Source organism: Nocardia fusca NBRC 14340 (genome assembly GCF_001618425.1).
GTDB lineage: Bacteria > Actinomycetota > Actinomycetes > Mycobacteriales > Mycobacteriaceae > Nocardia > Nocardia fusca.
Window position 1 is genome coordinate 54,959 of sequence record NZ_BDCU01000067.1, and the last position, 13,530, is coordinate 68,488.

General features: G+C 68.0%; 14 protein-coding genes. 4 read left to right on the plus strand and 10 right to left on the minus strand.

All coding sequences use genetic code 11. The annotated features are described in order from the left end of the window. Nucleotides 1-813 (minus strand): Fpg/Nei family DNA glycosylase, encoded by an 813-nt coding sequence (locus NF4_RS34485; RefSeq protein ID WP_063131590.1) that lies wholly within the window; start codon nt 811-813, stop codon nt 1-3. Nucleotides 814-836: 23 nt separating this feature from the next. Continuing rightward, a complete protein-coding gene (locus tag NF4_RS34490; RefSeq protein WP_063131591.1) occupies nt 837-1,310 on the minus strand; it encodes a ribose-5-phosphate isomerase in 474 nt (157 codons plus the stop codon). 248 nt (nt 1,311-1,558) lie between these two features. Between NF4_RS34490 and NF4_RS34495 the strand changes: the two genes are divergently transcribed. Then, nucleotides 1,559-2,443 (plus strand): M48 family metallopeptidase, encoded by an 885-nt coding sequence (locus NF4_RS34495; protein WP_439956803.1) that lies wholly within the window; start codon nt 1,559-1,561, stop codon nt 2,441-2,443. Between the two features lie 45 nt (nt 2,444-2,488). Here NF4_RS34495 and NF4_RS34500 read toward each other — a convergent pair whose 3' ends face one another. After that, complete coding sequence (locus NF4_RS34500) at nt 2,489-3,136, minus strand: mycothiol-dependent nitroreductase Rv2466c family protein (protein ID WP_063131592.1); 648 nt, start codon at nt 3,134-3,136, stop codon at nt 2,489-2,491. 216 nt (nt 3,137-3,352) lie between these two features. Between NF4_RS34500 and NF4_RS34505 the strand changes: the two genes are divergently transcribed. Further along, the gene (locus NF4_RS34505) at nt 3,353-4,573 is read left to right on the plus strand and encodes an NAD(P)/FAD-dependent oxidoreductase (RefSeq protein ID WP_063131593.1); all 1,221 of its coding nucleotides are present in this window, start codon (nt 3,353-3,355) and stop codon (nt 4,571-4,573) included. Nucleotides 4,574-4,643: 70 nt separating this feature from the next. On the opposite strand, the gene NF4_RS34510 is transcribed toward NF4_RS34505, so the two are convergent. Next, nucleotides 4,644-5,483, minus strand: a complete 840-nt coding sequence (locus NF4_RS34510; RefSeq protein ID WP_063131594.1) for a phosphoribosylaminoimidazolesuccinocarboxamide synthase — start codon at nt 5,481-5,483, stop codon at nt 4,644-4,646. 120 nt (nt 5,484-5,603) lie between these two features. On the opposite strand from NF4_RS34510, the gene pepN reads away from it, so the two are divergent. Beyond that, complete coding sequence (gene pepN, locus NF4_RS34515) at nt 5,604-8,171, plus strand: aminopeptidase N (RefSeq protein WP_063131595.1); 2,568 nt, start codon at nt 5,604-5,606, stop codon at nt 8,169-8,171. A gap of 87 nt (nt 8,172-8,258) precedes the next feature. Here the strand turns inward: pepN and NF4_RS34520 are convergent, their stop codons facing one another. The 3 genes from NF4_RS34520 to NF4_RS34530 form a co-directional block, all read right to left on the minus strand. Beyond that, the gene (locus NF4_RS34520) at nt 8,259-8,723 is read right to left on the minus strand and encodes a DUF5130 domain-containing protein (protein ID WP_063131596.1); all 465 of its coding nucleotides are present in this window, start codon (nt 8,721-8,723) and stop codon (nt 8,259-8,261) included. Continuing rightward, entirely contained in the window at nt 8,710-9,003 is a 294-nt protein-coding gene (ctaJ, locus tag NF4_RS34525; protein ID WP_063131597.1) for an aa3-type cytochrome oxidase subunit CtaJ, read from the minus strand. The genes NF4_RS34520 and ctaJ overlap by 14 nt, the downstream gene beginning before the upstream one ends. 211 nt (nt 9,004-9,214) lie before the next feature. Then, complete coding sequence (locus NF4_RS34530) at nt 9,215-9,646, minus strand: globin (RefSeq protein WP_063131598.1); 432 nt, start codon at nt 9,644-9,646, stop codon at nt 9,215-9,217. A 254-nt stretch (nt 9,647-9,900) separates the two neighbouring features. On the opposite strand from NF4_RS34530, the gene NF4_RS34535 reads away from it, so the two are divergent. Next, nucleotides 9,901-10,629: an HNH endonuclease gene (locus NF4_RS34535; protein ID WP_198165583.1), complete on the plus strand. Its 729-nt coding sequence runs from the start codon at nt 9,901-9,903 to the stop codon at nt 10,627-10,629. A gap of 34 nt (nt 10,630-10,663) precedes the next feature. Here NF4_RS34535 and NF4_RS34540 read toward each other — a convergent pair whose 3' ends face one another. From NF4_RS34540 to NF4_RS34550, 3 genes are all read right to left on the minus strand, one after another. Beyond that, nucleotides 10,664-11,341, minus strand: coding sequence for a DUF8185 domain-containing protein (locus NF4_RS34540; RefSeq protein ID WP_063131599.1), 678 nt, complete (start codon nt 11,339-11,341; stop codon nt 10,664-10,666). A gap of 25 nt (nt 11,342-11,366) precedes the next feature. Beyond that, nucleotides 11,367-11,807 (minus strand): acyl-CoA thioesterase, encoded by a 441-nt coding sequence (locus tag NF4_RS34545; RefSeq protein ID WP_269749675.1) that lies wholly within the window; start codon nt 11,805-11,807, stop codon nt 11,367-11,369. Nucleotides 11,808-11,842: 35 nt separating this feature from the next. After that, nucleotides 11,843-13,530 (minus strand): NAD-glutamate dehydrogenase domain-containing protein (locus NF4_RS34550; RefSeq protein ID WP_198165584.1); only part of this gene is annotated, 1,688 nt, incomplete at its 5' end.

Sequence of the window (13,530 nt, forward strand, 5' to 3'; positions counted from 1 at the left end):
TCAGGCGGGCTGGCACTGCGCGCACCAGAACAGGTTCCGGCCCTCCAGCACCGTATGGCGCACCGGCCCGCTACAGCATCGGCAGGGCTCACCTGCCCGGCGGTAGACATAGGTGCGCGGCCGGTCCGCGGCATAGGAGGGTGCCCCGTGATCGTGCTCCGGCCGCACCACGTGCATTTTCCCGCGACGCACGCCCACCCGCATCAGGTCGACCAGGTCGGCCCACAGCGCCGACCACTGCGCGGCGGTCAATTCCGCGCCCGGGCGTTGCGGGGAGATGCCGTGCCGGAAAAGTATTTCCGCGCGATACACATTGCCCACTCCGGCGATCACACGCTGATCCATCAGCAGGGATCCGATACTGCGCCGTGAGCGGCGGATCCGCGCCCACGCCCGGTCCGGGTCGGCGTCCGGGCGCAGCGGGTCGGGTCCGAGGCGGGCGATGAGCGCCTCGGTCTCCGGCGGGGTGAGGATCTCGCAGGCGGTGGGCCCACGCAGGTCGGTGCCGAACCCGCGGCCGTCGCGGCCCGGCCCGGTCAGCCGCATCCGGACCTGCCCCACCGGCTCGGGCATCGGCAGCTCCGATTCGCTGAAGGTGCCGTACAGCCCCAGGTGGATGTGCACGTACAGCTCACCCTCGTATTCGTGGAGCAGATGTTTGCCCCACGCCTGGGAGCGGACGAGAATCCGGCCGTCGACCCGGGCGGCTCCCGTCGCGAACTTCCCCTGCGGGCTCGTCACCCGCACCACCGCGCCGGCCAGCCGCTGTTCGTGCCGGCGGGCGAGGCGGTGCAGAGTATGACCTTCCGGCACCCGACTACTCGCCTGCCCGTGGATCAGTTGGCAGGCAGCGCCGGCGGTTCGCCGGACTTCTCGTAGTCGGCGAGGATATCGATCCGGCGCTGATGCCGCTCCTCGTTCGACCACGGGGTCTCGATGAAGGCGTCCACGATCGCCAGGGCCTCGTCGCGCGAGTGCATCCGGCCACCGATACCGATCAGCTGCGCGTTGTTGTGTTCCCGCGCCAAGCGGGCGGTTTCGACGCTCCAGGCCAGGGCGCACCGCGCACCCGGCACCTTGTTCGCGGCGATCTGCTCGCCGTTACCGCTACCCCCGAAGACCAGCCCCAGGCTGCCCGGGTCGGCGACGGTGCGACGGGCCGCCTCGATGCAGAAGGCGGGATAGTCGTCGAGCGCGTCGTAGACGAGGGCGCCGCAGTCGACGACCTCGTGACCGGCCTTTTCCAGGTGGTCCTTGACGGCGTTCTTCAATTCGAAACCAGCGTGATCGGCACCCAGGTATACGCGCATGGCTGCGATTCTGTCAGGCCCTCTACCGGGCGCCGACGGCGGGCGGGGTCACCGGTTCACTGCTTAGAGTCGTGGGTATGCAGCCGCACGACCCTCAGCAGCCGTCCGGATCCGGCCCCGGCGCCGCCTGGTCCGCGAGTACACCGGAGCCCGGGCCCTACCCGTGGCTCACCGACCGTCCCGCCTCCTCCGTCCCGCTCCCGGGCGGGTATCCCCCACCGCCGGTGCCGCGGCACGAGCCCCGCGGGCTGTCGCCGTTCGGGATGCCCGCCCGGCACAGCTGGGAGATCCCGCTGCTGGTCGTGGTGATACTGCTCACCGTTGTCTCGTATCTGCTGGCGTTCCTGCTGCTGTTCCTCGGGCTGGTCAACCAGTACATCCTGCTCCTGGTGGCGGCCCCGCTGCTGCTCTGGTTCGGTCGTGGCGTCAACTTCTCGTCCCAGCGGGTGAACGGGGTGAAGATGTCACCCTCCCAGTTCCCCGAGGGCTACCGGATGGTGCAGGAGGCCGCGGCCCGCTTCGGTATGGCCAGTGCCCCGGATGCCTACGTCGTGCTGGGCAACGGCCGGATCAACGCCTTCGCCTCGGGGCACGGTTTCCGCCGCTACGTGGTGGTCTACAGCGATCTGTTCGAGATCAGCGGCGCTGCCCGGGAACCGGACGCCCTGGCGTTCATCATCGGTCACGAAGTGGGCCATATCGCGGCCGGCCACGCCTCTTACTGGCGGCAGCTCGGTATGTTCCTGGTGCCGTTCCTGCCGGTGCTGGGCAACTCGCTGATCCGCGCCCAGGAGTACACCGCCGACAACCACGGTTACTGCCATCGGCCGCAGGGGGCACCCGCCGCGATGGGCACCCTGGCGGCCGGAAAGTACCTGAACTCTGTGGTGGGGTTCGACGAGATGGCCGACCGCGCGGCCCAGGAACGCGGTTTCTTCGTCTGGATGGTCAATGCGATGTCCTCACATCCGGTGCTCACCTGGCGCATGTGGGCGCTGCGTGATCGCAGCCGGCACGGGAAGCTGTTCTGGCGGCCCGACCCGGCCCCGCCGCGGTTCGGCCCGCTGCCCGGGCAGCCACCGCCTGCCGGGCACGGCGGCAATGCGGTCGCGCTGTCCAAAGTCCCGCGCTGATCCGGGTGGGTTGCGGCTGCCGAGCGGAAACCGCAACCCCGCGGCTCAGTCGAATTCCGGGCTCTCGTCCCGGGTGCGCTTGAGTTCGAAGAAGTGCGGGTAGGCCGCCAGCGTCACCACGGCATCCCACAATTTGCCCGCTTCCTCACCGCGCGGGATGCGGGAAAGCACCGGGCCGAAGAACGCGACTCCGTTGACGTGAATGGTCGGCGTGCCGACATCCGGGCCGACCTTGTCCATCCCGGCGTGGTGGCTCTTGCGCAGCGCCTCGTCGTAGTCGCTGCTCTCGGCCGCCGCCGCCAGTTCGGCCGGCAGTCCGGTCTCCGCGAGCGCGTCCGCCACGATCGCGGCGAAAGTGCCCTTGCGGTCGTCTTCGCGCTCGAACTCGGCGCGGCGATTGTGGAACCGGGTCCCCAGCGCGGTGTACAGGGGCGACAGGATCTCCTCGCCGTGCTGTTCGGCCGCCGCGACGGCCACCCGTACCGGCCCCCAGGCGTAGGTCATGAGCTCCTGGTACTCCGGGGGCAGATCGCGCCCCTCGTTGAGCACCGCCAGGCTCATCACATGGAACCGTGTCTCGATATCGCGGACCTTCGCGACCTCGAGGATCCATCGGGAGGTGATCCAGCACCACGGGCACAACGGGTCGAACCAGAATTCGGCAAGGTCCTTCTTCTCGGCCGAGTCGGGCACGTTTCGTTCCTCTCCACGGGTCGGCGGCGGATACCACCCACCGCCACGGTTACCGCCGCAATGCCGGCCGGTCGCCGGACACAGGCGCTGTAACGAGCAACCCCGTCCGGTGGGTTTTCGTTCCCGAACCGGCACGGAGATCGGCGCTGTCCTTTGTAGGCTGACGGGAGGATTCGGATCGTCGCTGGAACCGCCCACCACAAGGGAGTATCAGCCATGACCTCTGCGCAGCATTTCGTCATCGTCGGCGCCGGCCTGGCCGGGGCGAAAGTCGCCCGGGCGCTGCGGGACAACGATTTCGACGGGCACATCACCCTGATCGGCAGGGAAGACCGACTGCCGTACGAGCGGCCGCCGCTGTCCAAGGAGTACCTGACCGGTGCGAAACCGGTCGAGGAGTTCACCGTGGAGAACGCGGCCTGGTACCGCGACCACAATGTGGATCTGCGGCTGGGCACCGAGGTCACCGCGATCGACCGGGCCACCCGGACCGTGGCCCTGCCCGACGGTTCGACGCTGGAATACGACAGACTCGCGCTGGCCACGGGCTCGGAATCCCGTCGGTTGCCCATTCCCGGCGCCGATGCCGGAGGTGTGTACACGCTGCGCACCCTGGGCGAATCGGATGCCCTGATCGAGTTGTTCCGCACCGCCCGGCGCCTGGTGGTGATCGGGGCGGGCTGGATCGGGCTCGAGGTCACCGCGGCGGCGCGCGCCGCGGATGTGGCGGTCACCATCCTCGAAACCGGCCCCGCGCCCCTGTTGGGCGCGCTCGGCCCGGAGATGGGCGAGGTATTCGCGGACCTGCACCGCAGCCACGGGGTCGACCTGCGTTTCGGGGCGCGGGTCCAGCAGATCACGACCGCGGACGGCCGGGCGACCGGTGTCGCGCTCGCGGACGGTACCGAATTCGGCGCGGACGCGGTCCTGGTCGCGGTGGGGGCCCGGCCGAATATCGAACTCGCCGAAGCGTCCGGTCTGCTGACCGACAGCGGCGTCCTCGTCGATGCGAGCCTGATCAGCAGCGATCCGAATATCGTCGCGGTGGGCGATATCGCCGAGCAGGACCACCCGGTACTGGGCCGCCGTATCCGGGTGGAGCACTGGGCGAACGCGTTGAATCAGCCCGCGGTGGCGGCCGCGGCCATGCTCGGCCGCGCCGCGTCCTACGACCGGCTCCCCTACTTCTTCACCGACCAGTACGACCTAGGGATGGAGTACACCGGTTTCGCCGCGCCGGGCGACTACGAACAGGTGGTCGTCCGCGGCGACCGCGCCGGCCTGGAATTCGTCGCGTTCTGGCTCGATCCGCAGCACCGGGTACTGGCGGGGATGAACGTGAACGTGTGGGATGTCGGTGACCGGATCAAGGAGCTGATCCTGTCCGGCGAACCGGTCGACCCGGCCCGGCTCGCGGACACCTCGGCACCACTGTGAGCTGTGGGACCCACAGCACCGGAAAGCCCCGGTCCGCTGCCCTACGAGCGGCCGGGCTCCGGCACCCGCCTCACGACTCCGGCGATCCCCAGCTGCGGCCGGTGATCAGCTCGTAGGCTTCGACGTATTTGCTGCGGGTCGCCGCGACGATATCGGCCGGGATCTCCGGGCCGGGCGGTTCCTTGTCCCAGCCGGTGGAGGTGGCCCAATCCCGGACGAACTGCTTGTCGAACGACCGCTGCGGCCGGCCGGGCTCCCATTCCGCGGCCGGCCAGAAGCGGGAGGAATCGGAGGTCAGGAGTTCGTCACCCAGGGTGAGGACATCACCGTCCCAGCCGAATTCGACCTTCGTATCGGCAATGATCACACCGCGCTCGGCCGCGTAGGCCGCGCCCCGGGAGTACAGGTCGAGCGTGAGGTCACGCAGTCGCGCGGCGACCTCGGCACCCTCCTGCGCGACCACTTCGTCGAAGGTCATGGGCTCGTCGTGGCCGGTATCGGACACTTTGGTGGTCGGTGTGAAGATCGGCTCGGGGAGTTTGTCGCCTTCGCGCAATCCCTCGGGCAGCCTGATCCCCGAGACCGCACCGGTGCGCTGGTAGTCCTTCCATCCCGAACCCACCAGGTAACCCCGGGCGACGCACTCCACCAGCACCATCTTCAACGGCTTCACCCGCACGGCCCGGCCCGCGAACTCCGGCGGCACATCCGTGCCGGAGAGCACATGATTGGGGATATCGGCGAAATACTCGAACCACCAGTTGGACAGCTGGGTCAGCAGGGCACCCTTGTCCGGGATCGGGGTGGGCAGCGATACGTCGTACACCGAAACCCGGTCCGAGGCGACCAGGAGCAGCGTGTCGCCGTCGGTGTACAGGTCGCGCACCTTTCCGGCGTGCACATGCTTCACGTTGTCGCTCCGATCCTGGTCGTATGGCCGGCGAGATCGACTCCCGCGCGGGCAACCTTACCGGCGTGGCATTGTGGACAACGCCCGTGCCCGTTGCACTCGTGTCCTCGAAGGAGCCCGATGTCCGCACCGAACCTCACCCGCGAACAGGCGATCGAACGCGCCGAGGTCGTCTCGGTCGAGAACTACCGCATCGAACTCGATCTGACCGACGGGGCGGGGAAACCGGGCGAACAGACATTCCTGTCCCGCAGTACGGTCACCTTCACCGCGAAACCCGGTGCATCCACGTTCGTCGATATCGTCGCCCGGGGAGTGCGTTCGGCGGTGCTCAACGGCACCCCGCTCGATATCGGCGGCTACGACGAATCCACCGGCCTCACCCTCACCGACCTCGCCGAACGTAACGAACTCGTGGTAGAGGCCGACTGCGAGTACTCCCACACCGGCGAGGGCCTGCACCGGTTCGTCGATCCGGCCGACGACGCGGTCTATCTGTACTCGCAGTTCGAGACGGCCGACGCCAAGAGGATGTTTGCCTGCTTCGACCAGCCCGACCTCAAGGCCACGTTCGATATCGAGGTCACCGCACCGGCGGACTGGAAGGTCATCTCCAACGGCGCCGGCACCGTGGACGGCGGGAAGCACCGGTTCGCCACCACTCCGCTCATGAGCACCTACCTGGTGGCGCTCATCGCGGGTCCCTACGCCGAATGGACCGATACCTACACCGACGACCACGGCGATATTCCGCTGGGCATCTACTGCCGCGCCTCGCTGGCCGAACATATGGACGCCGACCGGCTGTTCACCGAGACCAAGCAGGGTTTCGGCTTCTACCACAAGAATTTCGGCGTCCCCTACGCGTTCGGGAAATACGATCAGCTGTTCGTTCCGGAGTTCAACGCCGGCGCCATGGAGAACGCGGGCGCGGTCACCTTCCTCGAAGACTACGTATTCCGGTCGAAGGTCACCCGGGCCTCCTATGAGCGGCGCGCGGAGACCGTACTGCACGAGATGGCCCATATGTGGTTCGGCGACCTGGTCACCATGAAGTGGTGGGACGACCTGTGGCTCAACGAATCCTTCGCGACCTTCGCGTCGGTGCTGTGCCAGGCCGAGGCCACCGAGTACACCAGTGCCTGGACCACCTTCGCCAATGTCGAGAAATCGTGGGCGTACCGGCAGGATCAGCTGCCCTCCACCCACCCGATCGCCGCCGATATCCCCGACCTGGCGGCGGTGGAGGTGAACTTCGACGGCATCACCTACGCCAAGGGCGCGAGCGTGCTCAAACAGCTCGTGGCCTACGTCGGGCTGGAGCCGTTCCTGGCCGGTCTGCGCGCCTACTTCGCCGACCATGCCTACGGCAACGCCACCTTCGACGACCTGCTGGCGGCGCTGGAGAAATCCTCGGGTCGCGACCTGTCCACCTGGGGCGCCCAGTGGTTGAAGACCACCGGCCTCAACATCCTGCGCCCCGAATTCGAGGTCGGCGCCGACGGCACGTTCACCTCCTTCGCGGTGGTCCAGGAGGGCGCGGCGCCCGGCGCCGGGGAACGGCGCGTGCATCGCCTGGCCATCGGTGTCTACGACGACCGCGACGGCAAACTGGTACGCACCCGGCGGGTGGAACTCGATCTGGACGCCGCCGAGCGCACCGAGGTCCCCGAGCTGGTCGGTACCGAACGCGGGAAGTTCGTGCTGGTCAACGATGACGATCTCACCTACTGCTCGGTGCGCCTCGACGCCGATTCGCTCGATGTGCTGGTGAACCGGATCGCCGATATCGCCGATCCCCTCCCCCGCACCCTCGCCTGGTCCGCGGCCTGGGAGATGACCCGGCAGGCCGAATTCCGCGCCCGGGATTTCGTCGCGCTGGTCCAGCGCGGGATCGGCGCGGAAACCGAGATCGGGGTGGTGCAGCGGCTGCTCATGCAGGCCAACACCGCCCTGCGCAGCTACGCCGATCCGGCCTGGGCCGAGACCACCGGCTGGCCGGAATACGCGAACCGGCTCCTGGAGCTGGCGCGCGAAGCGGCACCCGGGTCCGATCATCAGCTCGCGTTCGTCAACGCCCTCACCGGCGCCAAACTGTCCGCCTGGCACAGCGAGGTGCTGCGCGAACTGCTCGACGGCGATCCGGCGGCCGTCGGCCTGCCCGGCCTGACCGTCGACACCGATCTGCGCTGGCGGTTGCTCACCGCCCTCGCCGCGGCGGGGGAGATCGACGCCGACGGCCCGGACACCCCGACCATCGATGCCGAACTGCGCAACGACGAAACGGCGGCCGGCCGGCGGCAGGCGGCCACCGCGGCCACCGCGCGCCCGCAGCCGCAGGTGAAGGAATCGGCGTGGGAGAAAGTGATCGGCGACGATTCGGTGCCCAATATCACCGCCCGTTCCATCGTCGGTGGTTTCGCGCCGGCCGGACAGGACAGCCTGCTGGCGCCGTTCGTGGCGCGGTACTTCGACGAGATCCCCGCGGTCTGGGAACGCCGGTCCAGTGAGGTCGCGCAAACCGTGGTGGTCGGGCTGTACCCGGCCTGGGATATCAGCGACGAAGCCGTCGCCCGCGCCGACGAATTCCTCGCCGCCGACCATCCGCCGGCCCTGCGACGCCTGGTGAGCGAGGGTAAAGCGGGGGTCGAACGGTCACTGCGCGCCCGCGCCTTCGATATTTCCTGAGCTCCGAACAGCCAACGGCGCGTCCACCAATGGTGGACGCGCCGGTGTCGTCTCTGCGAGCGCTCCCGGCCATCGGCCGGAGGGGTGTCAGCGGCCGATGGCCGCGGCCATCACCCGCACCGCCGAGATCAGCCCGTCGATCAGCTCGCCCTGTCGCAGCGAACTCAACGCGGCGGTGACGCCGAGCTGGCACACCCGGTCGTTCGCACGCTCGGCCACATCCCTACCGGAGCGGACCTCCACGGCGTGGTCGTTCGGGGAGACGGCGATGAGCACCGAACGTGCCGCCTCCGGGGTGGTGGGGAACAGCGCGTCCACCGTGGTCGCGGGATCCACGCCGAGATCGCCGATGAAGACGTTGAACCGGACCTTGGTCGCCCGAGTGGCCTCGGTGAGCACATTGTCCATGGCCAGCCGCTCGTTGTTGTCGAACGGCGCCTCTTTGAACACGTCACCGGCCTCGTGCACCCCGGAGACCCGGCCGCTGCTGGTGAGCGCGTATCCCCGCGGCAGGTCGGACTCGACCACCGCCGGCCACTTAGTACTTGCCACTTGCCCGGCCTCCGATCAACGCTTCCTTGGGTGCCTCGAGGGCATCGAACGCCACATGCGAGCCGTGCGACGACTCACCGGCGTCATAGAAGTGACCGGGACCGGTCACCTCGTCGGTGGCACTCCACAGCACCGGGGCGGCCGTCCACTTCTTGCTCATATCGAAGTGGACCGGCTTCTCACCGGGCAGCGGCTTACCGAGGTACGACAAACCAGCGATTATGAGGTAGATCCCCAATGGGATACCGGCGAAAATCGCCACCGTCTCGAGAATGCTCACGCCCTAAAGGTAGACGATCCTCTGTAGTAGTTCACCGAGGGATAGGTCGTGTCACCGGCGACACCACCCATATCCCGAGGTCACGCATCCAAAGACGCCTCGACCACCAGCGCAACCACCTGAGTCGAGTTTTGCGAGACACCTCCAAGGGTTGAGGCCCGTCTCGCCCCGCGCGACCCGCACCGACCGGGTGCACCATCGCCCGCCGACCTCACCAGGCCGAGTTGACCAGCGAGTTCGCCGCCATCTCCAAATAGTCGAGCAACTGCCGCCGATGCTCGTCGTCGAGGGCTTCCGGCTCGATCTCGGCGACCGCGATGCGCATACAGCGCAGCCAGGCGTCCCGCTGCACCGGCCCGATCTGGAACGGCATATGCCGCATGCGCAGGCGCGGGTGGCCGCGTTCGTCGGAGTAGGTGCGGGGGCCGCCCCAGTACTGCTCGAGGAACATTCGCAGCCTGCGCTCGGCCGGGCCCAGGTCTTCTTCCGGGTACATGGGGCGCAGTACTTCGTCGGCGGCGACCTCGCGATAGAAAGCGGCCACCAGCCGGTGGAAGGTGTCCGCCCCGCCGACGACCTCGTAGAAGGAGCGTGTGGCCTGTTCGCCCGCCGGAGTGCCCGAAGCCGTATTGCCCGAAGTCATGAACCCTCTCGTTTCGCCGGATGCGCCGTCCATTGTGCCCGCGCCGGCACGGGTTCGCAGATTCGCGGGCTCCCCGGCCGATGCGAACGCTTGCACCTGGCGTTTCCGGCCCTGCGGCCGCCGAGGGTCGCTTCAGGCACAGTTCACCGGCCTTTGTGCAAAATAACCGTGCGCTGCGGGGCGTTCCATGGTCAACTGGGTTTTGTCTCGGCCGAGATACCACATGATCTTGAAACGCAGAATTTGGGGTCGACATGAAGCAACGGACCGGCGCCCGATCACCGGAGGCGATACGCCACCGACAACTGAAGCCCGCCGACGTCCACGCTCGTGGGTCGGGGGCTCCTCCGCTGCACCTGCTGTCCGATCACGCGGTCGACCGGCACAATGCCGATACCGCCGCTCGTTCCGATTCCCTCGCCGGGAGCGATTCCGCTCCACACCTCACCGCGCCGCAGCCGATCGGCTGGCCGAAGCGCCGCGTTCTGCTCCTCAACGCCACCTACGAACCGCTCACCGCGCTCACCGCCCGCCGCGCGATCGTGCTGCTGGTCTGCGACAAGGCCGACGCGGTCCACCACGACCCCACCGGGCCGGTCCTGCATTCGGCCGGCGCCGCCGTCGCTATTCCGTCGGTCATCCGGTTGCGTACCTATGTCCGGGTTCCCTACCGCGCCCGCGTCCCGATGACCCGGGCGGCACTCATGCAGCGGGACCGCTACCGATGCGGCTACTGCGGCGGCAAGGCCGAAACCATCGATCACGTCGTCCCGCGCAGCCGCGGCGGCGAACACAGCTGGGAGAATTGCGTGGCCAGCTGCGCACCCTGTAACCATCGCAAGGCCGACAAACTGCTCAGCGAACTGGGCTGGACGCTACGTGCGCCCCTGGTCTCCCCGAAGGGGCCGCACTGGCGTCTGCTGTCCACGGTCAACGAACTGGACCCGGTCTGGCTGCAATACCTCGGCGAGGGCGCGGCCTGACCTCGCGGCGGCACCGCGGCCGGGCACAGCGGTCTCAGGCTCCCGCCGCCGGGGTCAGCGAGAGCCCGCCGGTTCTCCGGCGGGCGACCGAACCGTAACGGGCGTCCAATCGCAGCCAGGTGTTGCTGGCGCGCACCCGGACCAGCTCACCCGGCGGAATCCGCTCGGAATCCGCGCGCTCTCCCGCGTGCGGGATGAAATCCATGGCGGTGAGCGCGAAGACCACCCGCATCGGCACCTGTACCCGTACCTGCGCCGCGGAGACGGTCAGCACGGTCTGATCGAGCAGCGACGCGGGTGGCCCGTGCCCGGAACCGTGTTCCTTCGCCAGGTCGGCCCCGCGTTCGGCGAGTTCGACCAGGGTGCGGGCGGGCAGATCGTCGATATGCCCGAAACCACTGTCCGGCGGCAGTGCGCCGCGCCATGCCGAATCGAGGGAGTAACCCAGATCGATCGGGCCCGGCGTGGACAGTCCGTTCAGCACGGTGTCCGCACCGACCGTCACATCCTCGGCGGCCAGCTCGGCGGCGACCGTGCGGGTCGCCAGCGCCTCGAAACCGGTGGCGACCCAGGCCGCCACCAGCCCGGTGCTCCGCCGCCGCAACCGGACCACCACCGCCGGATCGAGGCGCTGCGCCCGGGTGAGGAAGGTGGCCAGGTTCTCGCGTTCTGCCGGGTCCGGTACGGACAGGACCCGCTGGTCGGTCGTCACGATCGGACCGGTACCGCCGACCCGCTCACGCGTCCAGCCACTGGGCGAGATAGTCGCGTTCGGGCCCGGTGAGCCGGCGCAGCCGCTGGGTACGGATATCGAACGCCGCCAGCTGGGTGGTCGCGGTAACCGCGGCGGGCGAGTCGGGCGCGGCACCCGCCGCCCGGACCTCGTAGGCGACGGTGAAATCGACCGCCCGCAACTGTTCGATCCACATGGCGATATCCAGCGGCGTGTCGTCGTGCCGAAGCTGCCCCCGGTACTTCACATGCAGGTCCGCGAGCACACAACCGTCGCGCAGGCCGACGGTCGGCCGATCGTCCTCGAACAGCCAGGGGATACGTGCCTCCTCCAGCAGGGTCACCATCCGAGCGTGGTTGACATGCTGGAAAACGTCCATATCGGACCAGCGCACGTGCACAGCGGTGTGGAACCGCCGCGGCGAAGCCGCAGCGGGTACCTCCACATCCGGACTCGCTCCGTTGCGGGGAACAGCGTTCGTCACCGTGGTACCTCCGATTGGGCGCCCACCCCACTCACCATGCTGCGCACCTGCCGCGCCGCAACCGACAGCGTGGCGAGATCGTGGGTTCCGGACTCGAACAGTTCCGCCAGCGCCGCGCGGGCACGGCCGAGCCGGGACTGATTCTTGGACTCCCAGTATGCAATCTTCTCGTCCGCGCTCTCCTCTGGGTCGCCTCCGGAGAGTACGTCGAGGGTAAGCGACCGCAGCGAACTGTACATATCGTCGCGCAGCGAGAGCCGGGCCAGCGCGTGCCAGCGGTCGCCGCGTTCCAGATGACTGACCGCCTCCAGCAGCCAGTCGATCTTCAGATGCTCGTTCAGCGCGTAGTACAGCGCACCGACCTCCTCGCCCGAGCGGTCGGTGATATCGGCGATATCGATGACGTCGAGCAGCGGGAACAGATGCAGCAGTCCGAAGACCTCGGTCGCGAGATCCAGCGGCGCCCCATGCGCGACGAGATCGGCGGCCTGATCGGTGAGCGTGGTGACGTGGTGACCACGCAACCAGCCCGGCACCTTCGGCGCGAGTTCGCGCACGCCCACCCGGTACCGGTTGATCTCGGCGCCGACGGCGATGGGCTGGGGGCGGTTGGTCAGCAACCAGCGCGATGCCCGGTCCAGGGTCCGTTTGGTCTCCAGCTCGAGCTGGTCACGGACACCCACCGTCGTATCGGCGGCCCGGATCCGGCCCCAGATATCGTGCAGGCCGAAGATATCGGTGACCGCGGCGAAGGCCCGGACGGTATCGGTCGCGGTGGCGCCGATCTCCTCGCCCAGCCGGAACGTGTAGGTGACGCCGCCGTAGTCCACCACTTCGTTGGCGATCATGGTGGTGACGATCTCCCGGCGCAGCCGATGTTTCTTGATCGCCGCACCGAACCGTTCCCGCAACGGGGTCGGGAAGTATTCCGGCAGCCGGGCCGCGAAGAACGCGCTGTCGGGCAGATCGCCGGCCAGCAGGTCCGCCTTCAGCGCCAATTTCACATGGGCCAGCAGATTCGCGAGTTCGGGCGACGCGAGCCCGGTGCCTTCCTCGAGCCGGCGCTTGAGTACGGCGTCGGTGGGCAGCGCCTCGAGTCCCCGATCGAGTCCGCGCTCGGTCTCGAGTTCTTCGATGAGACGCCGGTGCACATTGAGCATCCGCGCCGACTCCGCCCGGGATATGCCCATCACATAGTTCTGGGACACATTGTCCTGCAGGACCATCTGAGCGACTTCGTCGGTCATTTCCGCGAGCAGCGGATTGCGATCCTCGATATCGAGTTCGCCCGCCGACACCACACCGTCGAGCAGAACCTTGATGTTCACCTCGTGATCGGAGCAATCCACCCCCGCGGAATTGTCCAGCGCGTCGGTATTCATCTTCCCGCCGTTACGGCAGAACTCGATACGCCCCAGCGCCGTCACACCGAGATTTCCGCCCTCACCGATGACCTTCACCCGGAGCTGATCGGCATTCACGCGGACCGCATCGTTGGATTTGTCCCCGGCGTCGGCGTTCGTTTCCGAAATCGACTTGATATAGGTGCCGATACCGCCGTTCCAGAGCAATTGCACCGGGGCGAGCAGAATAGCGCGGATCAATTCGGGTGGGGAAAGTTTCACCACATCGTCGGGCAGACCGAGCGCCGCCCGGGCCTGCGGACTGATGGGCACCGATTTCA